This window comes from Pelagibacterium lentulum, from assembly GCF_003992625.1.
In the GTDB taxonomy this organism is placed as follows: domain Bacteria; phylum Pseudomonadota; class Alphaproteobacteria; order Rhizobiales; family Devosiaceae; genus Pelagibacterium; species Pelagibacterium lentulum.
In genome coordinates this window covers 18012-43657 of record NZ_RZMW01000018.1, presented here as the reverse complement: position 1 = coordinate 43657, position 25646 = coordinate 18012, and the positions used below count along the sequence as shown (strand labels likewise).

19 protein-coding genes are annotated in these 25646 nt (G+C 57.9%); 17 read left to right on the top strand and 2 right to left on the bottom strand.

Annotation, left to right across the window (positions count from 1 at the left end; translation table 11 throughout):
• Positions 1–695 precede the first annotated feature (695 nt).
• The 3 genes from EO133_RS05560 to EO133_RS05550 all read left to right on the top strand — a co-directional run bounded on the left by EO133_RS05560 (position 696) and on the right by EO133_RS05550 (position 4801).
• Entirely contained in the window at positions 696–3044 is a 2349-nt protein-coding gene (locus EO133_RS05560; protein WP_127071674.1) for a mechanosensitive ion channel domain-containing protein, read from the top strand.
• Between the two features lie 43 nt (positions 3045–3087).
• Positions 3088–3807: an HAD family hydrolase gene (locus EO133_RS05555; protein ID WP_244640620.1), complete on the top strand. Its 720-nt coding sequence runs from the start codon at positions 3088–3090 to the stop codon at positions 3805–3807.
• Positions 3808–3913: 106 nt separating this feature from the next.
• Positions 3914–4801, top strand: a complete 888-nt coding sequence (locus EO133_RS05550) for a cation diffusion facilitator family transporter (protein WP_127071673.1) — start codon at positions 3914–3916, stop codon at positions 4799–4801.
• On the opposite strand, the gene EO133_RS05545 is transcribed toward EO133_RS05550, so the two are convergent.
• On the bottom strand, positions 4798–6072 hold the full coding sequence (locus EO133_RS05545) for an MFS transporter (protein WP_127071672.1): 1275 nt from the start codon (positions 6070–6072) through the stop codon (positions 4798–4800). The genes EO133_RS05550 and EO133_RS05545 overlap by 4 nt on opposite strands.
• A gap of 285 nt (positions 6073–6357) precedes the next feature.
• Between EO133_RS05545 and EO133_RS05540 the strand changes: the two genes are divergently transcribed.
• On the top strand, positions 6358–6930 hold the full coding sequence (locus EO133_RS05540; protein ID WP_127071671.1) for a cell wall hydrolase: 573 nt from the start codon (positions 6358–6360) through the stop codon (positions 6928–6930).
• Positions 6931–7006: 76 nt separating this feature from the next.
• Here the strand turns inward: EO133_RS05540 and EO133_RS05535 are convergent, their stop codons facing one another.
• Complete coding sequence (locus tag EO133_RS05535; RefSeq protein ID WP_127071670.1) at positions 7007–8605, bottom strand: phosphoenolpyruvate carboxykinase; 1599 nt, start codon at positions 8603–8605, stop codon at positions 7007–7009.
• A gap of 300 nt (positions 8606–8905) precedes the next feature.
• On the opposite strand from EO133_RS05535, the gene EO133_RS05530 reads away from it, so the two are divergent.
• The 13 genes from EO133_RS05530 to trxA all read left to right on the top strand — a co-directional run bounded on the left by EO133_RS05530 (position 8906) and on the right by trxA (position 25645).
• Positions 8906–9622 carry a response regulator transcription factor gene (locus tag EO133_RS05530; protein ID WP_127071669.1) on the top strand — a complete coding sequence of 239 codons (717 nt, stop codon included), beginning with the start codon at positions 8906–8908 and terminating at the stop codon, positions 9620–9622.
• Between the two features lie 9 nt (positions 9623–9631).
• Positions 9632–11422, top strand: coding sequence for a sensor histidine kinase (locus EO133_RS05525; RefSeq protein ID WP_127071677.1), 1791 nt, complete (start codon positions 9632–9634; stop codon positions 11420–11422).
• Positions 11419–11877 carry an HPr kinase/phosphorylase gene (locus EO133_RS05520; RefSeq protein WP_164734903.1) on the top strand — a complete coding sequence of 153 codons (459 nt, stop codon included), beginning with the start codon at positions 11419–11421 and terminating at the stop codon, positions 11875–11877. The genes EO133_RS05525 and EO133_RS05520 overlap by 4 nt, the downstream gene beginning before the upstream one ends.
• Positions 11878–12003: 126 nt before the next feature.
• Positions 12004–12402: a PTS sugar transporter subunit IIA gene (locus tag EO133_RS05515; protein ID WP_127071667.1), complete on the top strand. Its 399-nt coding sequence runs from the start codon at positions 12004–12006 to the stop codon at positions 12400–12402.
• A 5-nt stretch (positions 12403–12407) separates the two neighbouring features.
• On the top strand, positions 12408–12719 hold the full coding sequence (locus tag EO133_RS05510) for an HPr family phosphocarrier protein (protein ID WP_127071666.1): 312 nt from the start codon (positions 12408–12410) through the stop codon (positions 12717–12719).
• Between the two features lie 45 nt (positions 12720–12764).
• Entirely contained in the window at positions 12765–13283 is a 519-nt protein-coding gene (locus EO133_RS05505; protein WP_127071665.1) for a DUF2937 family protein, read from the top strand.
• Positions 13284–13384: 101 nt separating this feature from the next.
• On the top strand, positions 13385–14788 hold the full coding sequence (ahcY, locus tag EO133_RS05500) for an adenosylhomocysteinase (protein ID WP_127071664.1): 1404 nt from the start codon (positions 13385–13387) through the stop codon (positions 14786–14788).
• Between the two features lie 254 nt (positions 14789–15042).
• The gene (locus EO133_RS05495; RefSeq protein ID WP_164734902.1) at positions 15043–17475 is read left to right on the top strand and encodes a sensor histidine kinase; all 2433 of its coding nucleotides are present in this window, start codon (positions 15043–15045) and stop codon (positions 17473–17475) included.
• Positions 17476–17478: 3 nt separating this feature from the next.
• Positions 17479–17949 carry a tRNA (adenosine(37)-N6)-threonylcarbamoyltransferase complex ATPase subunit type 1 TsaE gene (gene tsaE / locus EO133_RS05490; protein ID WP_127071662.1) on the top strand — a complete coding sequence of 157 codons (471 nt, stop codon included), beginning with the start codon at positions 17479–17481 and terminating at the stop codon, positions 17947–17949.
• Positions 17950–17966: 17 nt separating this feature from the next.
• The gene (locus EO133_RS05485; protein ID WP_127071661.1) at positions 17967–18725 is read left to right on the top strand and encodes a nucleotidyltransferase family protein; all 759 of its coding nucleotides are present in this window, start codon (positions 17967–17969) and stop codon (positions 18723–18725) included.
• Positions 18725–21802, top strand: a complete 3078-nt coding sequence (addB, locus tag EO133_RS05480) for a double-strand break repair protein AddB (RefSeq protein ID WP_127071660.1) — start codon at positions 18725–18727, stop codon at positions 21800–21802. The genes EO133_RS05485 and addB overlap by 1 nt, the downstream gene beginning before the upstream one ends.
• Complete coding sequence (addA, locus tag EO133_RS05475; protein ID WP_127071659.1) at positions 21799–25233, top strand: double-strand break repair helicase AddA; 3435 nt, start codon at positions 21799–21801, stop codon at positions 25231–25233. Before addB ends, addA begins: the two co-directional genes overlap by 4 nt.
• A 91-nt stretch (positions 25234–25324) precedes the next feature.
• Positions 25325–25645, top strand: a complete 321-nt coding sequence (trxA, locus tag EO133_RS05470) for a thioredoxin (protein ID WP_127071658.1) — start codon at positions 25325–25327, stop codon at positions 25643–25645.
• Position 25646 lies beyond the last annotated feature (1 nt).

Here is a 25646-nt window from a genome sequence, read left to right as displayed (position 1 = left end):
GCTACGCGCCACCTTCTCCCACGAGGGGAGAAGGGGAAGTGTGCAATGGGAAGCCACTATCTACCCCTCTCCCCTGGTGGGAGAGGGGCAGGGGTGAGGGGCAAGCGTGATGACTTCGGAACTGCCCGAAACCGACGAGGCGAAGCCGAGGAGCCCGGCCAACGTTTTGGCCGCCCCGCCGGAGCGGCAGGATTTTGAGCAGGCCGGATTTAGGCGTCGCGAGAAATCCGGCACGCGGCGTGAGGCAAAACAAACTCGCGTGATGCCTATTCGGCAGGCACACGGAGGAACGGAGTGACGACCCCGGCGCCCTTTTGCGCCGCGCCGTCGCAGGCGCAACGAAGGGCATAGCGACGAGCGTCATGCCCGCAGTGGTACGCGCCGTGAGGCAAACCAGGCTCGCGTGATGATTTTCCGGCCACCCCACGGACGAACCGTAGGTGAGGACCTCGCGCGACGTTTCGCGCGCCCAGCCGGAGGGCCAGTGAAATCCATAGGGCGGCTTTAGCCCGTCATGGATTTCACGGTGCGGCCCGTGAGGCAAAACAAAAAAGCGAAGCGGTGCGGCCCATGAGACAAAGCGCAAGCCCTCCGAGATCACAACGTGCCTTCAATACGCACGGGGGGTTCATTGACCAGCAAAACTCTGTAAGCTTGGGCCAAATCATTGTGGCTTCAACATCTTTACAGGTCCCATGCCGAACCCGTTCCTGCGCCGCCTCGTCGTCTGTCTGCTCGTTTTCGTCTCTGCTCTTGCCAGCCCGCTTGCCGCAAATGCCCAGGTGCCGGGTCTCAATCTGGGTGGGGCGGCTGAGGAAGCCAGCTCGGAAGGCGAACAGGCGCTGCAAAATCTCATTGAGGTTCTCCGCGACGATGCAGCCCGCGCGGCGCTGATCGCCGAACTGGAACGCGTCACAGACCCGGACGCACCGGCAGCTGCGGAAGAGGAAAGCTCACTGCTCTCGCTCGAATTGCGCTCGGTCGGCGGGCAGGTGGCCGATTTCACCCAGCGCATGGCCGAAGGCACGGCGTCCGGGCTGGCCAATCTCTGGATCCAGATTGCTGCGGCCCCGCAAATCTTCTCGGCGCTTTCGATGGGCGATCTGGCGGTGGTCTGGTCCATTGTCGTCGATCTCTTGTCGCTGATCCTGATCACCTATGGCGGCTTTTTCGCCATGAAAGCGCTCACCGACGGTTTCCGCACGACCATGCGCAGCGCGACGGCAACCGAAGGGGTGATCGCCCGCACGATCTCGATTGTGACCACCTTCAGCGTCGATGTGATTTCCGCAATCGTGCCCTGGGCTGTGGGCTATGTGGTGGCGCTGTCGATTCTCGGCACGCCGGGCGACATCAGCTTTGCCCATTCGCTTTACCTCAATGCCTTCGTGATGATCGAAGTGGTGATGGCCCTGGCCCGCGTGGTTTTCTCACCCAAGATCACTGTCGCCCGCCTGGTCCGGCTCAAGGATGCCCATGCCCGGCAGGTCATGGCCTGGCTGCGCGTTTTCGCGTCGCTGTTCGTTTTCGGCCAGTTCCTTGTGTTGCCGCTCTTTTCGCGCATGGTTTCTCCCGCTGCCGGTCGGGCGCTTTCCGTGCTCGGGCTGCTCATCATGCTCGGGTTGATGGCCTTTGTGGTCATGCGTATGCACCGCGCGGTCAGCCTTCTGGCGATCCGGCGGTTCCGCAATGTGCGGGCGAACAAGGGATTCAGAGTGCTGGTGCGCTATTGGCATGTGCCGGTTCTGATCTATATCGGTGCGCTTGCCATTGTGGCAATCACAAGGCCCATTGCCGATTTTTACGTCATCCTCATCGCCAATTTGCAGGTTGCTCTGGCGATTCTTGCAGGCGTGATTGTAGCCAATATCATCACCCGCATGATTGGCGGCGGTGTGCATCTGCCCTCGGGCATAGCCATGCGTGTGCCGCTGCTTGAACGCCAGCTCAATTCCTTCGTTCCGCGCATCCTCTACGTTTTGCGTCTGGCAGTGGTGGCAACCGTTGTCATATTTTGCCTCCATACGCTCGGCGCCATCGATTTCTTCGCCGTACTTGAAAGTCAGCTCGGCGCGCGTCTCGCCGGAACGATAGTGACAGTTTCGATCATCCTCCTGGTCAGCTTTGCCATTTGGCTGGTGCTCAATTCCTGGGTCGATTACCGCATCAATCCCGAATATGCGCTGGCGGTCTCGGCGCGCGAGCGGACGCTATTGGTGCTGATGCGCAATGCGTTGACCATTACCCTGATCGTTGTGTCGCTGATGTTCATTCTCTCGGAGCTGGGCATCAATATCGCCCCACTGCTGGCATCGGCCGGTGTGATTGGCCTGGCCATCGGCTTTGGGGCGCAAAAGCTCGTTCAGGATATCATTACCGGCATTTTCATTCAGCTCGAAGGCGCCATTGATGTGGGTGATGTGGTTTCGATCGGCGGCATATCGGGGGTTGTAGAACGCCTCACCATCCGTTCGGCTTCGCTGCGCGATGTCGAAGGCTCCTATCACATCATCCCGTTCTCCTCGGTCGATACCGTCACCAATTTCATGCGCGGATTTTCCTATGCACTGCTCGATATGGGGGTCGCCTATCGCGAAAATACCGAAGAAGCCAAGCAAGCCATGTTCGATGCCTTTGAAGAGTTGCGTAAGGATCCCGATCATCGCCCCAATATCATTGCCGACCTCGAATGGCTGGGTCTCAATGCGTTTGGGCCGAGTGAAATTGTGCTGCGCGCGCGCATAAAGACGCTGCCGGGCAAGCAATGGGGCACCAAGCGGGCTTACAACGCGATTATCAAGCGCATCTTTGATGAGCGCGGCATAGAAATCCCCTTCCCGCATCAGACGGTTTATTTTGGCGAGGACAAGCAGGGCAAGGCGCCTCCATTGCATGTCGTTTCGGAGCCGGGCAAGACCACAAAGATCGAGCCGGGTACCAAGGAAACCGATGGGCAGGAAAATTCAAAACCGCGCCGCCGCCGCAAGAAAAGCGCGGATGGCAGTCCTGACCTTCCAGATGTCGATGCGGGGCCGGATCGCTGATCGAGGTGTTTCCCTTAGGACGAAATGGCGCTAGAAGCAGGCCATGATGAACACTACTGAAAAAGAACAGCTCGCAGACCGATTGGCAGCGGGCTTCGATGCAGCAATTTTCGATATGGACGGAACCCTGCTCGATACCGAGGCGGTTTTCCGTGCCATTGTTTTTGACGTGATGGCCGAACTCGGGTTCGAAATGACCGATCATGTCCATAGGCGCATGGTCGGTTCATCCCATGAAGCCACTGAACGCTTGCTGGTGGAATCTTATGGCGTCGCCTTTCCCTATACGGTCTTTGACGAAAAATGCCGCATCTCAATGCGGGCGAGGCTCGCCAACGAGCCAATTCCGGTAAAGCGCGGCGCCAAAGAGATGCTTGCCATGCTCAACGCCCGGAACATTCCAACGGCCGTGGCAACCTCTTCGCGCTCGCCACATGCAACCGCTCATCTTGGCGCGGCCGGGCTTCTCGATCATTTCGAGACCATCGTTACACGCGACGATGTAGCCAATCCCAAGCCGCACCCGGAGCCTTATCTCACCGCCGCTTTGCGACTGAAAGCCGATCCGGTGCGCTGTGTTGCGTTTGAAGATTCGCACATGGGTGTCAGGGCTGCTCATGCGGCGGGCATGTTTACCATCATGGTGCCTGATCTTGTTGAGGCCACGGACGAAATTGCAGCCCTCTGCCACCACGTCGCTGAAAGTCTCGAACATGCTCATGACCATATCTTCAGCGTTCGAGCCCTTTCGACGCAGAGGTGATCTGCGAATGATTTTGCAACTCATTTTCAAGTAAAATCAAAGGGATAGACAGGACGATCCTTTTCGCTTATGCCCCGATAACCCGATGTTGTGGGGTGGCGTAGCGATGAAGAAGTTGAGCATGCTGGCATCTGCCAGTGTCGCTGTGGGATTGGTGGTGTTGGGCCTTAAGTATTGGGCCGCCCATATCACCGGCTCGGTGGCATTGCTTTCTGACGCGCTCGAAAGCATCGTCAATGTGGTTGCGGCATTGGCGGCGCTTGTTGCGGTGTCATTGGCCGCAAGACCGGCCAACGACATCATGCCCTATGGCTACCACAAGGCCGAATATATCTCCGCGGTTATCGAAGGGGCTTTCATCCTTGTTGCCGCGCTGCTGATTTTTCACCAGGCTTGGCAAGGCTTTTTCGATCCCCAGCCCATCGATACCCCATTCATGGGCATCCTCATCAATATCGTCGCCACGGTGCTGAATGGGGCATGGTGCTTCATTCTCATTCGGACCGGACGTGCCATGCGTTCCCCCGCCATTGAGGCCGATGGCATTCACCTGATGACGGACGTCATTTCATCCGTCGGCGTTGTGGTCGGGCTGCTCTTGGTTGTTTGGACCGGCTGGAACCAACTCGATGCGATCATTGCCGCGCTTGTCGGGATCAACGTGCTCTGGTCCGGCAGCGTGCTGATGTTCAAAAGCGTTGGCGGGCTGATGGACGTGGCCGTGCCGACCGATGAATTGGCGCAGATTCGTGAAACCATCCAGAACAGCGCAGATGGCGCGCTCGAGGCCCATGACGTGCGGACACGACAGGCTGGACAGATGACCTTTATCGACTTTCATCTCGTTGTGCCCGGCGAAATGAGCGTGGACGAAGCACACGCAATCTGCGACCGCATCGAAGCTGCGCTCAAGATCGAGAGGCCCGGAAGTGCCATCACGATCCATGTCGAGCCTGAGCACAAAGCCAAGCATTCCGGCGTTCTGGTGCTCTAGATATTCTCGCGAATTTCGCGCGCTCGCCGCGCCAATCTCCCGCGTGAGACGACGAAAAGCGCCGAGGCTGAGAGGAAATAGGCCGCAAATGCGGGTCCCTGGTCGGGCAAGGTTACACCCAGATCGATAAAGATGCCTACAATACCCGGCCCCACTGCTGAGGATAAAACCATTGCTGAGGTTGCGAGCGCCCGGATCGAACCAAGGTTGGCCGTGCCGTAAAGTTCCGCCCAAAGAGCATTAAATGATGTTCCAAGCATGCCGTTCGACATGCCGCAGAGCAGAAAGAAGCCCGGAATCACCCAATAGGCATCCCCCAGCCAGATCAAAAGACAGGCCAGTGCCATCGGCACCAGTGCAAACGTCAGCATACGATTGGCTCCGATCCGGTCGATGATTATCCCCGCCAGCAGGGAAAAGGTTACGGTTGTAACCGACATCACCGGGAAGAAGGCCGCAAACACAAGAAGGTCCCAACCCTTGTCTTCGACAAGACTTGTTTGATGAAAAAAGATTGCGGTGGAAATTGCGGGGGCGGCAAGGGCGCCATAGAGAACGATCCAGAACAGCGGATCGCGGATAACGCGGCTACGACGCCATCGCGCGCCGGTATTCACTTCGTCGGCGGCATCGGGATTGGCCAACCCCTGAGCTTTGGCTTTCTTGCCGTCCGGTGGATTGGAAAAGCAGGCAAATATCGCTGGTGCGAGGATCAAGATGGCAATTGCGGCAACAATCATCCAAACGCTTCGCCAACCAAAGGCCGCGATGCCGAGCGCAACAAGCACTGGAAGAATTGCTTCACCGGTCGAAAGTCCCAATTGCGAAAAGGCGAGCGCGCGCCCGCGAAACCGAAAGAACCAGCGACTCATGGCTGTCGCAGCATTGTGAACGAGCATGCCCTGGCCAAAAAACCGCAAGCCGAACAGGGCAAAGCCAAGCACCCAGACATCGGGAGCCATGCCCATGATCAGTGCAATGACGCCCAGGCCCAACGCGGCACCGCCACCAAGAACGGCTGCCGGCAGCTTGTCAGCCAGCGTTCCGGCGAATACCAGGCAGATCGCCGAGATCAGCGTAGCCGCGGTATAAATCAGGCCATATTGCCCGTCGGTCAGCCCGAATTCGGCGCGTATTGCAGAGCCGAAAAGCGCGATGAAAATCGTTTGACCGCCCAGCGAACCGAACATGGAAAGGTAGCCGCCGCCAATCCATTGGATCTGGCGTGGGGTCAGTTCTTTAAGAGGGGGAGAAGGAGCGGCAAGTGACATGTCAGTTGTCTGCTTACGCTCAACCGGCCTCTATGTCACTGGTCAAAAATGAGAATGTCCGCGTCAGTTCTGTAAAATTGCACCCAAATATATAACCCGAATGCAATTTGAGCCCTTTACCCACCCCAACAGAGATGCTTAAAACAGAGCGCGTTAACCATTGATTAAGCTTAACATCGCGTTAATGGCTTATCCGGGTTAGTAACCTCAGACAATCAAGCACAGCCATATCAAGGCGGGTGCGAGACGCGGGGCTAGGGGATATTGAACTTTTTGGCGCGGGGCATGCACGCCACAAAGAAGAACGGACTCGGGGCGATTGCCGCCCTTCTGTTTGCCTTTGGATTGGGTAGCCAGGCGGTCGCACAGGATCAGTTGCTGACGCCGGAACTGGTCGCCAGCTATGTCTCCGGCTATCAACCGACCGATGAGCGCAAGGAGCTGGCAAGCGCCGAGCGCTATTGTCTGGCGCAGGCGATTTATCACGAAGCCCGCGGCGAACCCGAAACGGGACAATGGGCGGTGGCTTCGGTCATCCTCAATCGCGTGAATTCGAGCCGATACCCCAATTCAGTGTGCGATGTCGTCTTTCAGAACGCGCATCTTTTCAATCGATGCCAGTTCTCGTTTGCCTGCAATGGCCGGCCCGTCGATGGCGGCGGTGGCAACACGATCGATCGCGAGTCCTGGGTCAAATCGCACATCATTGCCGATACTGCGTACAGGAATTTTCTGTTGGGCGAAAAACACGAAGATGGCCTGACGACGGCAATGCATTTCCACACCACAAGCGTTTCGCCAAGTTGGGCATCCGCCTATGTGGAAGTGGCGACTATCGGCGCCCATATTTTCTACTGATTTTTCTCCGATCAAAGTAAATCACCCGCCTTCCGATCTGGACTGCGGGTGATTTATTTGTCGAGGTTGGGAAACCCTATTCGGCGGCCACAGCAAGGCGCGGACCAGCTTCCGCGATCTGGGCATCGGCCGCAGCGAACTTCCCGAAATTGTCCTCAAACAGGCTCACCAGCTTAGCCGACTGCCGATCATAGGCCTCTTTGTCCACCCATGTGTCGCGCGGATTCAGCAGCGTTGAATCGACGCCAGGCACCGAGATCGGCACGGAAAAACCGAAGACCGGATCGGTCCGCGATGGCACATTGACCAACGCGCCCGAAAGCGCGGCGTTGAGAAGCGCGCGGGTGTCCTTGATGGAAATCCGCTGGCCGACGCCATAAGCGCCGCCCGTCCAGCCGGTATTGATCAGCCAGCATTCGGCAAGGCTTTCCTTTATGCGCTTTTTCAGCATGCGGCCATAAACGGTCGGGTGCAGGCTCATAAAGGGGGCGCCAAAGCAGGCCGAGAAGGTGGCTTGCGGTTCGGTCACGCCCCGTTCTGTACCGGCAACCTTTGCGGTGTAACCCGAAAGGAAGTGATAGATCGCCTGCTCAGCGTTGAGCCGTGCGATTGGAGGCAGAACGCCAAAGGCATCGGCGGTCAGCAGGACAATGTTGGTCGGCGTTGGCCCGGTGCCGGTGCGCGATACGTTATCAAGCACGTAAAGCGGATAGGCGGCGCGAGTATTTTCGGTCTTTGAACCATCGGCGAAATCCAGCTCGTGGGTCGCCTCATCCATCACCACGTTTTCAAGCACCGTGCCGAACTTCTTGGTCGCGGCATAGATTTCGGGCTCGGCCTTTTGCGAGAGATTGATGGTTTTTGCGTAGCACCCGCCCTCGAGATTGAAGATGCCATCGTCTGACCAGCCATGCTCGTCATCGCCGATCAGAACGCGCTCGGGGTCGGTGGAAAGCGTGGTCTTGCCCGTGCCCGACAGACCGAAGAACAAAGCAGTATCGCCGTCCTTTCCGGTATTGGCCGAGCAATGCATGGGCAATACGCCATCGGAAGGTGCATGGAAATTGAACAGCGAAAACACGCTTTTCTTGATCTCACCGGCATAGGCCGTGCCGCCGATCAGAACGATATTGCGCGAAAAGTCGAGCGCAATCACGGTTTCGCTGCGTGTGCCATGACGGGCGGGATCAGCCTTGAACTCGGGATTGTGCAGGATCGTCACATTGGGGGCAAAGCCTTCAAGAGCGGCCAGGGCAGGGCGGATCAGCAGGTTGCGGATAAACAGCGCATGCCATGCCGATGGTGTCATCACGGCAACGTTGAGTTGATGCTTGAGGTCCGCACCCGCATAAAGCTGCTGGCTGAACAGGTGCTTGTCTGCAAGGCTCTGGGTGAAATCGGCAAGAAGGACATCGAAATGCTTGGGCGATAGCGCCTTGGTATTGTCCCACCAGACCAGCTTGTCGGTAAGCTCGTCGCGCACGATAAACTTGTCCGAGGGTGAGCGGCCGGTAAATTGCCCGGTGTCGGTGACAAAGGCCCCGTCTGCGCTCAACCGGCCTTCCTTGCGCGCGATTGCATATTCTACAAGCTGTGCGGCAGTGTCGTTATAGGCGACGCTGCGCGCCTTGTTGGCAATCTCGGCAGCAAGGGTCTCGGCGGTGATCGTGCTCATGGGTCCTGACTCATTGGTTTGAAGCATGAAAGGCCAATCCGGCCGGAATGGGGAGCAGCCTTTAATGGACCCGACTCTAAAGGCTGAGACGACGCAAAAACCATCTGGCAATGGGTCGTAAGACGTTCGTCTAGAACGCTTTGGCATCTTCACGCGTTCGGGATGGAATTGGCCTTGCCATAATTTGCGCGTAATATGAGAGGCAAAAGCGTCAATAAGGCAAGAAAATGGGCAAGCGCGTTCCTATATCATGGGACATGACTATGCCTGGTCTGTACGGAAACATGCAAAGGGAAGTATATGCCCAAAATCGCTCTTGTTGATGATGATCGCAATATTCTCACCTCCGTCTCGATGACGTTGGAAGCCGAAGGCTATCAGGTTGCCACCTATACTGACGGCGCATCCGGTCTTGAGGGTTTGAGCAACGACCGGCCAGACCTTGCCATTCTCGATATAAAGATGCCGCGCATGGATGGAATGGAGCTTTTACGCAGGCTGCGCCAGAAGTCTGACGTTCCGGTGATCTTCCTCACGTCCAAGGATGAAGAAATCGACGAACTGTTCGGCCTCAAGATGGGCGCGGACGATTTTATCACCAAGCCCTTTTCCCAGCGATTGCTTGTCGAACGCGTAAAGGCGGTACTGCGGCGTGTGGCAGCGCCAAAAGACAGTGGCGGAGCATCTGCCAATGGCGAAGACGGCATACCCAAAACGTCACTTGAGCGCGGAGCGCTCGTGATGGACCAGGAGCGTCATACCTGCACCTGGAACGGTCAGCGGGTCACGCTCACAGTAACCGAGTTTCTGATCCTGCTCGCCCTGGCTCAGCGTCCGGGTGTGGTCAAAAGCCGCAATGCACTTATGGATGCGGCATACGACGATCAGGTATATGTTGATGACCGAACCATCGACAGCCACATCAAGCGGCTGCGCAAGAAATTCAAAAGCGTTGACCAGAGCTTTGACATGATCGAGACGCTTTACGGCGTTGGTTACCGCTTCAAGGAGCAATAGTCCGATTTGGTGGACGTAAGCGAGTTCACATCCGCGGAGGCGCAAGCCTCCCGAGGTCAAAAAAAGCAGATTGATGCCCAGAAACGTCGCGCGGGCCGCAAGCCAGTCCTGCGACCTGTTTTTGCATTTTTCCGCGCCATTGGCCGGATCATCAACTTCACGTTTTTTTCCTCGCTTACGCGCCGTATCGTTATTCTCAATCTCGTGGCACTGGCGGCGCTTGTCGCCGGCATCATGTATCTCAATTCGTTCCGTTCTGGCCTGATCGACAGCCGTGTGCAATCCCTGCGCGTGCAGGGTGAAATCATGTCCGCGGCAATTGCCGCATCGGCAACCGCGGATTCCGATGTGATTTCGGTCAATCCCGACCGGCTGCTCGACCTTTATATGGGCGACTTGGCCTCACCCTTTACCTTCTTTGATCCGAGCCTCGAATTTCCCATCAGCCCTGAGCGGGTTGCGCCGCTCCTGCGTAACCTTGTGACGCCGACCCGGACCCGCGCGCGTATATATGACCGGGACGGGCTGATGATTCTCGACAGCAGCAACATTTATGCGGCAGGCGAGATTCTCGCCAGCCGCCAGCCACAGCAAAATGTCGGAACCGGGTTTTTCCTGTTCGACTGGTGGAACGGCATCACCCGGTTCTTCCGCGGGGCGGAATATCCCGTTTATCAGGACTACCCGGCCCATGAAGGCCTGCGCTATCCAGAGGTCGCTTCGGCGTTGAACGGATCGCCCGCCGATATCGTGCGGGTGGATGCGCGGGGGCAATTGGTCGTCTCGGTCGCCGTCCCGGTTCAGCGCCAGCGTTCGGTGGTCGGTGCCCTGCTGCTGTCAACATCGCCAGGTGAGATCGATGCGATTGTAACCCAGGAGCGCTGGCAGATCCTGCGCATTGCCTTTGTTGCCGCGGCAGTGACCGGGCTGATGTCCGCTCTTATGGCGGGAACGATTGCCGGGCCGATGCGCAGGCTGTCGGAAGCTGCCGAGCGGGTTCAAACCTCTATGAAAGCGCGTGCCGAAATCCCGGACTTTACCGACCGGTCCGATGAGATCGGGCATCTTTCCGGCTCCCTGCGCAGTATGACCAACGCGCTCTATAACCGCATCGAAGCCATCGAGCGCTTTGCCGCCGATGTGGCCCATGAACTGAAAAACCCGCTGACCTCGCTGCGAAGCGCGGTGGAAACCTTGCCGCTCGCGAAAAAGGCGGCGGACCGAAAACGGCTGATCGACATCATCCAGCACGACGTGCGCCGTCTCGATCGTTTGATTTCAGATATTTCCAACGCCAGCCGGATCGATGCTGAACTGGCGCGCGAAAATGTCGAGAAGGTCGATATAGCAGGACTTGCCGAGGCCATCGTTTCCATCCAGGCCGATCTTGCCGCAGCGCGGGGCGTTTCCGTGGTTCTTGAAAACACTTCGGACCGTTACGACCCTCTTGTGCGCGGCCATGACAACCGGCTGGCGCAGGTATTTACCAATCTCATCGACAATGCCGTTTCCTTTTCCCCCAAAGACGGGACTGTGACCGTCCGTGTGAACGCCGACCCCGATCATGTCAGTGTCACGGTAATCGATGAAGGGCGCGGGATCGCAGGAGATACCGAGAAGGTGTTCCAGCGCTTTTACACGGATCGGCCGGAAACAGAATCCTTCGGGGACCATTCGGGTCTTGGCCTTTCAATCTCGCGCCAGATTGCGCAGGCCCATAATGGTACGCTAGAAGCGGGGAATCGTGATGACCGGTCAGGGGCGGTCTTCACCCTCACTTTACCGCGGGCTAAATCGTGACAAAAAAGAATAATAGCCATGGCACCGGCATCCTTATCGGTGACCATGGCATCTTGATTACCGGCGTTTCGGGCGCTGGAAAATCGCTTCTGGCGCTGGATCTTATCGAGCAAGCGCAATTGCGAGGCGAGCAGGGCCTGCTGATTTCCGATGACAGAGTTCTGCTTTCCACTGATGAAGACGGTCTGGTCATGGAGCCGCCCGCAACGATCGAAGGCATGATCGAGTTGCGCGGCCGGGGCATCATCCGGTTGCCCTATGCAAAAAAAGCCCATGTTCACCTCGTCGTCGATCTTGTTGACAAGGAAGAGCGCCTTCTTGAGGAAAGCGAGCTGACCACCAATATAAATGGCATATTCGTGCCGCGATGTCCTGTGCCGCACCGGGGCCTGATAGACGGACTGCATCAACGCTTTCTCGTTCATGCCGCATTAAGGGCGCTCGGCGCCTTTTAGCGGGCATAAGTATCGGTTCACGGTTGTCTCACGCTGATTTTCCAGAAAAACACTTGAAACCGGGAACTTCCCGTTCAAAAGTCGGTTCTTGTTGCGGCGCTGCAGTGCAAAAAGGTTAGTATTTCGATGATTGGTTTGGTCCTTGTGACCCACGGCAGGCTGGCAGAAGAGTTTCGTTCAGCCCTTGAGCATGTTGTAGGACCGCAGGAGGCGATTGCCTCGGTTTGCATCGGGCCTGAGGACGACATGGAAGCGCGGCGCAATGACATTATTGCTGCAGTCGATTCCGTCGATGGGGGTAAAGGCGTCGTGATCCTCACCGATATGTTCGGCGGTACGCCATCCAACCTTGCCATCTCGGTCATGCAGGGTCGGCCCATTGAAGTCATTGCCGGGGTTAATCTGCCCATGCTCGTCAAGCTGGCACGCATTAGGGGCGACGCCGATATGCGCGACGCTGTGCGCGACGCGCAGGAAGCCGGGCGCAAATATATCAATGTTGCCAACGATGTGCTCGGAAAATAGAGGCGATGACTGATCCGGACCGCGCAATATGTCAGCGTTTGACAATCTGTAACCGGCGGGGGCTGCATGCACGCGCCTCGGCCCGTTTCGTGCGCACGGCCGACCATTTTGATGCCAAGGTTACGGTGACGCGCGACGGCGTTACCGTCGGCGGCACCTCGATCATGGGATTGATGATGCTGGCGGCAGGACCGGGTTCGACCATTCTGGTACAGGCCAGCGGTAACGAGGCGCGACAGGCAATCGAAGCCATCGCGGAACTGGTCAATAGTGGCTTTGACGAGGACAAGGAGGCGGCAAGCGACGCCACCTTCTGATCCCAAAACCTGGAACAGAACAGCCTCTAGACACAAAGGTGGGCCATGAAACGCCTTGTCTGCTTAACAGGCGCTATTCTCGGCGCAGTCACCTTTTCCCAGGTGCCAGAATACTCCCAGCAATATGCGCAAAGGCTCGGCGGCGCAATCGACGAGTTGGCGGCCATTGCCGTGCGCTTTGATGCCGATGCGGCCGCAAGCGGGCTGACGCGGCAAGAGGGCCTGGAACGGTATGAACAAAGCGCCGATGCGTTTCTGGCCGATCGAGGGCAATCCATGCGGCTGGTCTTTGAACGTCACCAAAGACTCTCGGCCCAGCTCGAAGCATTGCGCAATGCGGGGCCTTTGGAGCGCGTCGGTTCGCTGACGCGATATTTCGATACCGATGTGGGCGCTGCCGCGCTGGAAAATTACGCCCCGGCAGTGCCGGTTACGACCGAAGGCTTCGGCCATGCCGTCGTAGGCCTCATCGCCGGCTACGGCTTGATCTGGGGCATCTGGTCGGCGGGCGCCTTGCCGTTCCGGCGAAGCAGAAGAGCGCGCCGCGCCGCGCGGTCGATGTAAGACATAAAACTTTCTTTATATCCTTGTTGTCGCCGGGCGCGCATCCGCGTATAAGCACGGCAAGATCAAAAGATTCTGACAAATGCAGGAGTAAAGCGGCAATGAATGCGCCATTTACCGACTATGTCGTCAAGGACATCGCGCTGGCAACATACGGTCGCCAGGAAATCGAAATGGCAGAAATCGAAATGCCGGGGCTGATGGCAATTCGCAGCGAGTTTGCCAAGAGTCAGCCGCTCAAGGGTGCCCGGATCGCCGGTTCGCTCCACATGACCATCCAGACCGCTGTGCTGATTGAAACGCTCGTTGCGCTTGGCGCCGAGGTTCGCTGGGTATCGTGCAATATCTTCTCGACTCAGGATCACGCCGCTGCCGCGATCGCTGCGGCAGGTATTCCCGTCTTCGCCCATAAGGGTGAAACGCTTGAGGAATATTGGGCCTATACCGACCGCATGATGGAATGGGGCGATGGCGGCACGCCCAATATGATCCTCGACGATGGTGGTGACGCCACTATGCTGGTGCTGATCGGTGCCAAGGCCGAAACCGACCCTTCGGTGCTCGACAATCCGGGCAACGAGGAAGAAGAAATTCTCTTTGCAACCATCCGTAAGCGCTTGGCCACGCATCCCAACTTCTATTCGACCATTCGCGCCAACATCAAAGGCGTGTCGGAAGAAACGACGACCGGCGTGATGCGGTTGTATCAGTTGCAGGAGAAGGGCGAATTGCCGTTCCCTGCCATCAACGTCAACGACAGCGTTACCAAGAGCAAATTCGACAACAAATATGGCTGCCGTGAAAGCCTTGTAGATGCCATTCGCCGGGGAACCGACGTGATGATGGCTGGCAAGGTTGCCATCGTTTGCGGTTATGGGGATGTGGGCAAGGGCTCGGCGGAGTCCCTGCGCGGCGCTGGCGCGCGCGTGCTGGTCACGGAAGTCGATCCGATCTGCGCATTGCAGGCTGCCATGGACGGCTATGAGGTCGTGACCCTAGACGACGCGGTTGAGCGTGCCGACATTATTGTCACCGCAACCGGCAATAAGGACATCGTGACCATTGACCATATGCGCCGTACCAAGAACATGGCCATCGTCTGTAACATCGGCCATTTCGATAACGAAATTCAGGTCGGTGCGCTGCGTAACCTGAAATGGACCAACGTGAAGCCGCAGGTCGATATCATCGAGTTCCCTGACAACAAAAAGATGATCCTCCTTTCCGAAGGCCGTCTGGTTAATCTGGGCAATGCGACGGGGCACCCTTCCTTTGTGATGAGCGCCTCGTTTGCCAACCAGACGCTGGCCCAGATCGAGCTATGGACCAAGGGAGCCGAGTACGAAAACAAGGTCTATGTCCTGCCCAAGCACCTCGATGAGAAAGTAGCCAGCCTGCATTTGGCGAAGTTGGGCGCTAAACTCACAACCCTTTCCAAGGATCAGGCCGATTATATCGGCGTGCCTCAGGAGGGGCCATACAAGGCCGATCATTACCGCTATTGATTAACGATTTCGGGGGCTTAGGCCCCCGATTTTGTTTGCGGCGAGCAAGACAAATCACTTGGGAAAAATGCTTCGTTTAGGCTTGCAAGCAATAAGTTATTCACTTGTTGGCACTTTGACTCTTGGACGCGATTCTGCAGCCGGGTATGGTTAACTGATTCGGTCACCATCTCCCGGTGGCCACTCGGGCAATTAAATCTGAAAAAGGGGCATGGCGAATGAGTCCGGCAGGATTCCGGAAACTTACGGGATTCTTGGTTCTTTCTGCTGCGCCTGTCGCGCTTGCCGCTGCAAGTCCAGCGCTGGCAGCACCCCTTGCCTCCGCCACAGTAACAGCTTTCGCACCTTATGCAGTTGCGCTCGGAGCAGCGGGCTTCGGGCTCGTTGCGGCAATCCTGGCGTTGCGCTGGCGCCGCGAGGCTGAGCAGGCGCAACAGAAAAGCGCAGAACAGCTCGGCGCCATGCGCGCGGCACTCGACGAGTTTGAGATGCTGGTTTCGGGCATGCCTGAAGTCACAATCATCTGGAAAGATACAGGGCTGGACCCGGAAGTGCTTGGCCCGGTTTCCGCGCTGCTGCCGGGGGAAACCCGGCATGATGCGGTGCTCGATTTCCGGTCCTGGCTCGATTCCGGCCCCGCGCTCGATCTTGCAGAGCGTCTGACCGATCTCAGAATCGAAGGCAAGGTTTTCGAGACTACGCTATCGGCGCGCGACGGTCGCATCATCCGCGCGACCGGACGGCTCGTGGGCGGGACGGCGGTGCTGCGCTTGCGCGCCTCGGGTGCTTCGGTCGAACCTCCATTGACCGGCGACGCGCTTGCACGCCTGCCCTCGCTTGCCGAAGCACAGGCCGTTCTTGCCAATCTCACGATTCCAGCCTGGCTGCGCGATGCAGACGGGCTGATGATCTATGCCAATGCTGCCTATCTTCACCTGACCCGCAGTCTCGGGCTTAAATCTGATCGCGGCACGGCGCCCGATATTTTCGAGGTAAAGGTGCGCAATGCGCATCTTAAGTCTCTCAACGATGCGTCCGATACCATCGCCTTTTGTGAAGATCATCCCCAGGCCGGCAAGCTCGATCTTGTTCTGTTTCCGTTGAACGGCGGCAGCGCGGGCTATTGTTATATGCCGCTTAAACGGCCAGAAACCCGCGAGCCAGAACGAATTGCGCCAGACCTCGGCGACCTCACGGCGGTTATCGATACGCTTGCAACCCCGATCGCCGTTTTCAACCGGCAGCGGCAATTGACCCACTTCAATCAGGCCTATGCCGAATATTGGGGCCTGGATACAAGCTGGCTCAACACAAGCCCTGACGAACGCGCGATCCTCGACAAGCTGCGTACTCAGGGCCAGTTGCCCAGCGAACCCGATTACCGCGATTGGCGCGCGCGTCATCTTATGAGCTATGCGCTGACCAGCCCGCGGGAAACACCTTGGTATCTGCCAGATGGCCGTTGCGCCAATGTGATCGCGGCTCCGGCGGTGGGTACAGGCGGGGTGATCTATGTCTTTGAGGACATCACAGAACGCCTCGCCCTGGAGACACGCCACAATGCACTGATCCACGTTCAGCGCGAAACGCTCAATGCGCTGTCCGAAGGCGTGGCGGTGTTCGGCACAAACGGGCGGCTCAAACTGCAGAACCCCAAGCTTGCTGCCCTGTGGTCGCTGCCGCTCAATGTGCTCGGCAATTCCCCCCATATCGATACGATAGCAAAAGCCTGCGCAGAAGCCTTTCCCGAGGATGGCGCGCGTATCTGGCGCAATCTCAAGCAAGGCATTATCGATCTCAATCCCAACCGGGCCGATACCAAGGGGCGTATCAATCGCGCCGATGGGCGATTGCTCGACTATGCCATCGTGCGCCTGCCTGATGGGCAAACCATGATGACCTTCGTGGACGTGAGCGAAAGCGCTAATTATGAGCGCGTGCTCAAGGAGCGCAATGAAGCGCTTATTGCTGCCGACAGGCTCAAGGACACATTCGTTCAGAATGTTTCCTATGAACTGCGCTCCCCGCTCACCAATATTATTGGCTTCGCCGATCTTTTGGCCGGAGAAACCGTCGGCCCGCTGAATGAAAAACAGCGCGCCTATACCGACTACATCCGTGCCTCAAGCGCCAATCTTGGGCTGCTGATCGACAATATTCTCGATCTTGCTACGGTCGACGCAGGGATTGCCCAACTCAATTACGAAGAACTTGAAATCAGCACGCTGGTTGAGAAGGCGCGGGCCGGGCTTGCAGCCACCTTTGCCGGTGCGGATCAGCCAGTGGACCTCAAGGTATCCATCGCCGATAATTTGCCGAAATTTTTCGCCGATGGAACACGCATCGTGCAGGTTCTTTATAACCTTCTCTCGAACGCTACGCGGTTCTCCGATCCTGGCGCGTCGGTTTGGCTCGATATCTCAGCGCGGGGCGACAAGATTGCCTTCGTGGTCGAGGATGAGGGGGCCGGTATCCCCGAGGACATGCGCAAGGCGCTGTTCAATCGCTTCGAGGGGCAATCGGTCGAGGGCCGCCAGCGCGGGGCAGGGCTGGGCCTTGCGATTGTCAAAACCTTCGTCAATCTGCACGGCGGTTCGGTTTCAATCGAGGCGCGCGAGCCGCGCGGTACACGGGTCGCAGTCATTATTCCGGCCAATGCAGTAGCGACACAGATCGCTGGAGAATAGAGGATGGCAGGCATTACGCTTCTTGCCATCGGCCCTGAGCAGACAGACGCAATCGGCACCCTCCTTGCTCGCCACCTCGTTGCTGGTGATGTCGTGCTGCTTGAAGGAGAACTGGGCGCCGGTAAGTCAGCACTCGCCCGCGCCATCATCCGTGCGCGTCTTGACGCGCCGGGCCTTGATGTTCCCTCGCCATCATTTGCGATTGTTCAGCCCTATCCTGGCATCGTTCACGCCGATCTTTACCGCATAAGCGACGAAACCGAACTCGATGAACTGGGATTGCTTGACGATGAGGATCAGATCGTTTTGGTCGAATGGCCGTCCCGCGCGCCGGGCTTGGCAGCGTTCAGGGGACTTACAATTGAAATCGACATGTTGGAAAGTGGCGCTGGTCGCATGATTTCGATTAAGCCGCGCGCTGGCCGCGATATGTCTGAGCTTGCAGGCGCACTGCGCCAATTTCAATCCCGATAAGGTTCGGAGACGCTTCCATGGATGCCTTTCCAGTTTCCCCAGCCGCCACTCAGGCCGATGTGGTGCTCCCCGATGTGATGCTGCTCGCTGCTGGGCTTGGTACACGCATGCGCCCACTGACCTTCGATAGACCCAAGGCGCTGATCGAAGTTGCCGGAAAGCCGTTGATCGATCACGTCATAGATTGCGCCTTGGCTGAAGGCGCCAGGAAATTTGTTGTCAATATCCACCACAAGCCGGATTTGATGGCTGCCCATATCGCGCGGCTGGCAAACGCGCTGCCCGATCTCACATTTGAAACCAGTTACGAGAAAGATCGCCTGCTCGATACCGGCGGTGGATTGAAACATGCCTTGCCCTTGCTCGGCAGCGACCCTGTTCTGGTGATGAACACCGATAGCTTCTGGTTGCCCGGTTCGGACAATCCGATTGCCAGACTGGTAGCGGAATATGCCAAGGATGAAGCCGATTGCGTGCTGCTCTGCGTCGAACCCGACAAGGCCACGGGTTTTAACAAGAGCGCCGATTTCCTGATCGATGGCGAGGGCAATCTCGGTCAGACTGTAGGACGGCCGGTCGTTTATGCCGGAACGGCAGTGTTCAGCCGTGAACTCGCGAGCCTTGGACCTGATGTGCCGTTTTCTCTTGCCCGCTCATTTGGCGTTGCACGGGATCGCGGACGCATCAAGGGCATCATGATTCAAACGCCCTGGTATCACGTGGGCGACCCTGCCGCGATTGTCCGAACCGAACAGGCCATAGGCACGCTGGTGTGATGGCCCGCCACGGCTCGCTCTATACGATCGCGCCTCACGGACGCTTTCTGTCAACTCTCGCGCAAGCGCTCCTTGATGGGCAGTTGGTCCCCGAATGGCCGCGAGAGGGACCGTTTTGGCTGTCAGACATAACCATCTTCCTGCCAACGCGCAGGGCGCGTACCGTTTTGATCGAGGCGCTGCGTGCCCAGCTTGCCGACAACCCCATGCTTTTGCCCGATATTCGGGCCTTGGGCGGCGATGATCCCGACGCCGAACCGTTTCTGCCCCCCTTTGATAGCCCGCCGCCAAAACCGGCAATTGGAGCGCTGAAGCGGCGACTTATCCTCTCGCAACTAACGGAAAAATGGCTGGCACTCCAGACCGATGCTCCTTTCTCGGCGCCAGCGCTCGGTGGTTATCGTGGGGCACCCAGCAGCGCCGAAGTGATCGCGTTGGCCGATTCGCTTGCGCAGTTGATCGACGACTTTACCATCGCTGGAATTGAGCTTTCTGCACTCGAGGCAATCGAGGATGCACAACTTCCCGCCCGCTGGCAGGAAAATCTGGGTTTTGTTCGTTTTATTCTCGAGCATTGGCCGTCCATTCTCGCAGACATGGACGTAATCGATGGGGTGGAACGCACCAATCAGCTTCTTGCACGCCAAGTCGAAGCTCTGCCCCTGCTTTTTGCCAATAAGCCAGTCATTATTGCCGGTTCAACCGGCTCCATTCCGGCAACCGCCAACCTCATTGCCGCGATCGCAGACTTGAAGTTTGGCGCGGTCGTTCTCCCCGGCTTGGACAGGAACCTAAATGCTGCCCAATGCGAAGCGCTTGCCGATAGCGCCCGCCATCCCCACGGCCACCCCCAGTATGGCCTTATGCGCCTGCTGCGGCACCTCAAGGCAAAGCCAGAAGATGTTGAGGAGTTGGCGGGCCAAAAGGAAATTCGTACTTCCGCTTTGCAGGCGGCATTGGATCTGCCGGCCGAGACAGCAGCTTGGCCAGCCAAGATTGCAGCGCTTGAAATCAAAGCGCTTGAGCGGGCGGCACAACCCATATCGCTGGTCGTTGCCCGTACGCCGGAACTTGAAGCGCGGGCAGTGGCGCTTGCGGCCTGCGAAGGTTTGCAGAGCGGCAAAAGTGTCGCCCTGATTGTTCCCGATCAGGTGCTGTCACGTCGGATCGCTGCTGAGCTATCGAGATTTGACGTTGCTGTCGATGATGCTGCGGGAACACCACTGGCGCGTTCAAGGGCTGGTCGTCTTGTCCGCCAGATTGTCTCGGTTCTGGCCAATGGGCTATCGGCTGTTGATGTGATGGCGCTGCTGCGCAATCGCAATGTTGTGCTGGGGTTGCAGCGCCATCGGCTTGGGGAGACAGCCAATTGGCTTGATTTCTCGGTCTTCCGATCCGGGCGGCTTGCGCCCGGTTTCGATGGTATCCGTCGGGCTGTTGATACCAATCTCGCCGAACGGCCCCGACATGCGCCCTTGCGGCTCTCTCCCCAACAGGCCGAGGCGGTTCACGCATTGCTGGATGCGCTCGAAACCGCCTTGGCACCGATCTCGACGCTATTCACCCAAGACAGGTTTTCCGCCGCCCAGTTTGCGCTTGCTCTTCAAACCTGTCTTGAGGCCGTGCGCGCGCCCGCTGAGGGCGATGGGCTCGCGCGGCTGGAAGGGGAAGTTGAGCTTGGGCTTTGGCTTGCCGAGTTAGCCAATTTGTCGGGCCTTGGCCCGCAGTTCTCGGTCGCCGGCCTCGCAAGCGCGCTGGATGGCCTGATGGCTGGGCGTTCCGTTCGTCCGCCACAACCCGAGCAATCTGCGATTGCACTTTTCGGTCGTCTTGAAGCGCGTTTGATGGATGCCGATCTCGTCGTCATGGCTGGCCTTGTCGAAGGTGCCTGGCCCGAGGTCGCCGATCCCGGTCCGTGGATGAGCCGCGGTATGCGCATGGCCGTGGGGCTGGAACCCCCTGAAAAGCTGCATGGGTTGGCGGCGCATGACTTTTACATGGCAGCGGGAGCTGACCAGTTGATCATTAGCTATGCCGAGCGCTCGGGCACATCGCCTGCCAATCCATCGCGGCTGGTCCAAAGGCTGGAAGCGTTCTTTGGCAATGAAATTTCAAAGTGGATGCGTGAGCGCGGTGATGTCTGGATCAAGCGGGCTTATCGGTTGGATGCTGTTGTCGGACTGCCCCAGCCTGCGAGCCGCCCCGCGCCGCGTCCACCAGCGCATCGCCGTCCCGATACGCTTTCGATAACCGAAGCAGAAATCCTGCTGCGCTCGCCCTATGACCTTTACGCCAAATACGTCCTTGGTTTGCGCGCCGTAGCTGCGCTTGGCGCCGACCCGGATGCTGCCGAACGCGGCACGATCATCCATGATATTCTCGGCGACTTCCTTAAGCAGGGAGGACAACCCCTTGCGCCTGACGCGCATGAGCGGTTGATGGCACTGGCGCATGAGCGATTTGCCAGCCTGGAGGCTATCCCCGAGCGCCGTGACATTTGGCTGATGCGCTTCGATCATATTGCGCAGCGCTATATCGCTTATGAAACCGAGCGCGACGGCACCATCGTCAGCCGTCACGCCGAAATTGGCGGCAAGATGACGTTCGAGATCTCAGGCAAGCCGTTCACCCTGCGTGGCCGCGTCGACAGGATCGATGTTCTGATGTCCGATGCGCTTGAGATCATCGATTTCAAGACGGGCTCGCCCCCGCCAGCCAAGGACATCAAGGCGCTTTATGCCCCGCAATTGCCGCTTGAAGCAGTAATGGCGCGCAATGGCGCATTTGCCGATATTATCGCCGCGCCTAGCGACGCGCTGACCTACATCAAGATTTCCAATGGTCCCGATGCGTTCAAGCCGACCGAGCTTGCTTTTGGTGCTATGTCGCTTGAGGCTGGAATTGACGCCGTATTCCGCCATTTCCAGAACCATGTGGCCAGCATTTTGCAGTCCGACACCCATCCGATGGCCGCGCGGGTGATGCCGCGCAAGGGACAACGTTTCAAGGGCGACTACGACCATTTGGCGAGGACCGGCGAGTGGAGCCTTCTGGGCGACAGCGAGGACGACGAATGACCGAACGTGCCGTAATCGTTCCGTCCGATGCGATAAGAAACCAGCGTCTGGTGGCCGAGCCGACGTCTTCGGCGTGGGTCAGTGCCAATGCCGGGTCCGGCAAGACGTTTATTCTCACGCGCCGGGTCTTGCGGCTTCTGCTGGCGGGAGCGGCACCCGAAACAATCCTGTGTCTCACCTATACCAAGGCCGCTGCCGCGGAAATGCGTCACCGGCTGTCGCACATTCTTGCCGAGTGGACGCGCGCTGGCGATGAGGCGCTCGATAAGGCTTTGACCGATATTCTCGACCAAAGACCCGACGCGGCCTTGCGCAACAATGCGCGCTCACTGTTTGCCAGGGCGTTGGAGACCCCAGGCGGGCTCAAGATCAGCACCATCCATGCCTTTTGCGAGGCCGTGCTCCAGAGGTTTCCCTACGAGGCCGGCGTGCCCGTCAACTTCTCCGTTATCGAGGACCAGCCGCGCGCCGAATTGATCACCCGTGCGCGCGAAAGCGTTTTGGCAGGTGGCTTGCGTGGCAAACCCGAAACTCAGCAGGCGGTCGCGCATCTTTTCGAGATGATGAGCGATAGCCAGATCGAAACCGCAATCGCCAGCGCACTGACGGCAGGCCGCAAGCTCGACGGCGTGCTTTCCAGCCGCCAACAGGCCATATCTGCCCTGCAAGCGTTTCTAGGGCTGCAGGTGGGCCAAACCAAGACCGCTATTGAGGCAGAGATCATAAACGGCATGATCGTGCCGTTTGATCGGTTCGCCGACATCTTTGCGATTGAACAGCCCAAGCCCGAGGGCAGCCGCTTTGAGGACAAGTTGAACCGGATCGACCGCTTCAACCCCGATCCAGCGGAACTTGTCGGTGCGTATCTCAACAAGGATGGCTCAGTCCCCCAAAGAAGCTTCCCACGAAAAGCCATTCGTGAAACGGCCCCGGCGCTTGCCGACCAGATTCTGGCTGAAGCAGAGCGGCTCGCGGAGCTTAATCAAAAGCTCAAGGCAGCAACGCTGCTCTCGCGAACCGAAGCGCTATTGGCAGTCCTCGATGCTATCGTTTTTGAATATGAAGAGCATAAGCGCGCACGCTCGCTTCTCGACTTTGACGATCTGATCATGCGCACAGCAGCTCTTTTCGCTGACACCGAGGCAAGCGCATGGGTTCGTTACAAGCTCGATGCGGGGATCGATCATGTGCTCGTCGATGAAAGCCAGGACACCAATCCTGAGCAATGGGACGTGATCGATCAACTGGTGCAGGACTATTTTGCAGGTGAAGGCGCCGCGCAGCGCCCCAAGACGCTTTTTGCGGTGGGCGATCCCAAGCAATCGATCTATTCGTTCCAGGGCGCTGAACCCAGGCTATTTGGCGAGAAGGGCCGCAACTATGCCCTTGCAGCCAATCGTGCCGAAAAGCAATGGAACGATGTCCGGCTGCGCACCAGTTTCAGGACCTTGCCGGGCATCCTTTCGGGCGTCGATTGCGTCTGTGCCAACCCCATCATTTCCGGCGCCCTGTTTGCACCGGAGGGCGATATTGCTCACGAAAGCGCACGACACGAGACCGGCGGGCTGATCGAAATATGGCCTATGGAGGCAGAACCCGAAGTCTCCCGCGCAGAGCAGGGCTGGCCGCTTGAGCCGGTCGAAAACCTCGCCAACGCTTCGCGCCGCGTCGCGCGCAAGATTGCGCAAACCATCCGCTTTTGGATCGACAACAATATCGCTCTGGGCACGCGTGGTCGCCCGATCCGGACAGACGATATTCTGATCCTCGTCCAGGCGCGAAAATCGGTATTTATCGAAACCGTCCGCGCGCTCAAGGAAGCGGGAATCGCAAGCCCTGGCGCAGATCGCCTGCCGGTTTCAACCCATATTGCGGTGGATGATCTGCTCGGCCTTGCCGATATTCTGCTCAATCCAGACGACGATTTGATGCTGGCGGCAATCCTGCGTTCACCGCTTTGCGCCGTCAGTGAAGACGACCTCTATGAACTCGCCGCCAATCGTCTCGATGGGCAGTCTCTTTGGACAGCGTTGGGCCGGTCCTCAATCGAGACCTGTATCCGAGCTTATGGATTTCTCACCGAATTGAGAAGCCGCCTTGATTTTGACCGCCCCTATGATTTTTTTGCCAGCGTCCTTTATCGCCACGGCGGACTAAGGGCGTTTCACACACGGTTGGGGCCGGAAGTCGATGACGTCTTGGGCGAGTTTCTAGATCTGGCGCTTGCCCATGAACAATCGGACCAGCCTTCGCTAACAGGCTTTATTGCCGCGATGCGAAAAAGCGATATCACCATCAAACGTGAACTGGCCGAACGCACTGGCGGCGTTCGGATCATGACGGTGCATGGTGCCAAGGGACTTGAGGCTCCGATCGTTTTTCTTGCCGATGCGACGCAAGGGCCAGGGAGCGTAAAAGACAGAACCTTTTTCGATCGGCATGAAGGCAAGCCGTTCATGCTCTATTGCGGTCGATCTGACGATCACACGGAAAAATCGGCCAGCCTCAAAGAAGCACTCGCTGCCCGCAACAATGCCGAATATTGGCGCAACCTCTATGTCGGCATGACCCGCGCCGAAGATGTGCTGATCGTTGCCGGACCCAAACCGCCGCGCGGTGAGATCGGCAATACATGGTATGGCGCGGTCAAAAATGCGCTCGCGCCTTGCGGTGAAGAAATTGCCATCGAGGGTAGCGAAGACATTCTGATCCGCTATCCCAAAGGTGCAACGCCGCTACAAGAGCGCTTGGGTGAGTCCGGAACGCTTGTTTCGGTTGAACAGGTGGAAACGTACCAAGCCTCAGTTCCGCCACCAGCGGCCCCGGTTATTTTACTCTCGCCATCCCGTCATGATGGCGCTGTGCGTCCAGATAGCTTTGCAACATCGGGAGAAAATGCGCTCGATCCGGCATTGGCACGCCAGCGCGGCACGGTGCTGCACGCGCTCTTGCAGCACTTGGCGTCCGTCCCGGAGGCAAAGCGAGAAGCTGTTGCTCATTCCGCGGCCTATACGCTGCTCGAGGATGAGGCCGATCTTGCAGGGCCATTGGCAAGAGAGGCGCTTGCTATCCTCAACGATTCAGATCTCGCTTCGATTTTCGGCCCCAACAGCCGCGCGGAAGTGAGCTTTTCACTGGCCGGAACACAAAACGGGATGCCCGCACGCCTATCGGGCCGGTTTGATCGGCTTGTGGTCGATCACAAAAAGGTGTTGATCGTCGACTACAAGTCGGACGCAAGCCCATCTGCCGATCGACATGCCATTCCCCCTGCCTATATCGGCCAATTGGCGCTTTATCGCCTTGCCGCGCAACGACTGTTTCCAGATCGCGACATTGAGGCTGGCATCCTCTGGACGGCAAATCGTAAGTTGATGCTGGTCGAGGCAAGCGAGCTTAACATCGGTCACGATCATTTCGTACCCGCCTGACGGGGTTGAACTGGGCTCCGACTCTGCCTAGCTATTATGCAACCTGATTGTGGAGCCGCGCCGGTTCCACCCCCTTTGTTGAGGAAGACCAATGACCGCGCATGTGAGCGAAGCTACATTTTCCACCGATGTTCTGGGCGCCGATGTGCCCGTGCTTGTCGATTTCTGGGCCGAATGGTGCGGGCCGTGCCGCGCGATTGCACCTATTCTTGATGAGATTTCCACCGAAATGGCGGGCAAGGTGAAGATCGTTAAGCTCAATGTCGACGAGAATCCCTCGATTGCAGCTCAGTATGGCGTGCGTTCCATTCCGACGATGATTTTGTTCAAGGGCGGGGAGGCGGCCGATATGAAGATCGGCGCTGGCACCCCCAAGGCTGGTCTTGTTAAATGGCTTGAAGGTCACGCCTGAT

Excerpts from the sequence above, each read along its gene's own strand:
- EO133_RS05485 (WP_127071661.1), top strand. The coding sequence starts at position 17,967 with ATGGATGCCTTTCCAGTTTCCCCAGCCGCCACTCAGGCCGATGTGGTG.
- trxA (WP_127071658.1), top strand. The coding sequence starts at position 25,325 with ATGACCGCGCATGTGAGCGAAGCTACATTTTCCACCGATGTTCTGGGC.
- EO133_RS05555 (WP_244640620.1), top strand. The coding sequence starts at position 3,088 with ATGATGAACACTACTGAAAAAGAACAGCTCGCAGACCGATTGGCAGCG.
- addB (WP_127071660.1), top strand. The coding sequence starts at position 18,725 with ATGGCCCGCCACGGCTCGCTCTATACGATCGCGCCTCACGGACGCTTT.
- EO133_RS05510 (WP_127071666.1), top strand. The coding sequence starts at position 12,408 with ATGACTGATCCGGACCGCGCAATATGTCAGCGTTTGACAATCTGTAAC.
- EO133_RS05540 (WP_127071671.1), top strand. The coding sequence starts at position 6,358 with ATGCACGCCACAAAGAAGAACGGACTCGGGGCGATTGCCGCCCTTCTG.
- EO133_RS05550 (WP_127071673.1), top strand. The coding sequence starts at position 3,914 with ATGAAGAAGTTGAGCATGCTGGCATCTGCCAGTGTCGCTGTGGGATTG.
- tsaE (WP_127071662.1), top strand. The coding sequence starts at position 17,479 with ATGGCAGGCATTACGCTTCTTGCCATCGGCCCTGAGCAGACAGACGCA.
- addA (WP_127071659.1), top strand. The coding sequence starts at position 21,799 with ATGACCGAACGTGCCGTAATCGTTCCGTCCGATGCGATAAGAAACCAG.
- EO133_RS05545 (WP_127071672.1), bottom strand. The coding sequence starts at position 6,072 with ATGTCACTTGCCGCTCCTTCTCCCCCTCTTAAAGAACTGACCCCACGC.
- EO133_RS05560 (WP_127071674.1), top strand. The coding sequence starts at position 696 with ATGCCGAACCCGTTCCTGCGCCGCCTCGTCGTCTGTCTGCTCGTTTTC.
- EO133_RS05535 (WP_127071670.1), bottom strand. The coding sequence starts at position 8,605 with ATGAGCACGATCACCGCCGAGACCCTTGCTGCCGAGATTGCCAACAAG.
- EO133_RS05505 (WP_127071665.1), top strand. The coding sequence starts at position 12,765 with ATGAAACGCCTTGTCTGCTTAACAGGCGCTATTCTCGGCGCAGTCACC.
- ahcY (WP_127071664.1), top strand. The coding sequence starts at position 13,385 with ATGAATGCGCCATTTACCGACTATGTCGTCAAGGACATCGCGCTGGCA.
- EO133_RS05530 (WP_127071669.1), top strand. The coding sequence starts at position 8,906 with ATGCCCAAAATCGCTCTTGTTGATGATGATCGCAATATTCTCACCTCC.
- EO133_RS05515 (WP_127071667.1), top strand. The coding sequence starts at position 12,004 with ATGATTGGTTTGGTCCTTGTGACCCACGGCAGGCTGGCAGAAGAGTTT.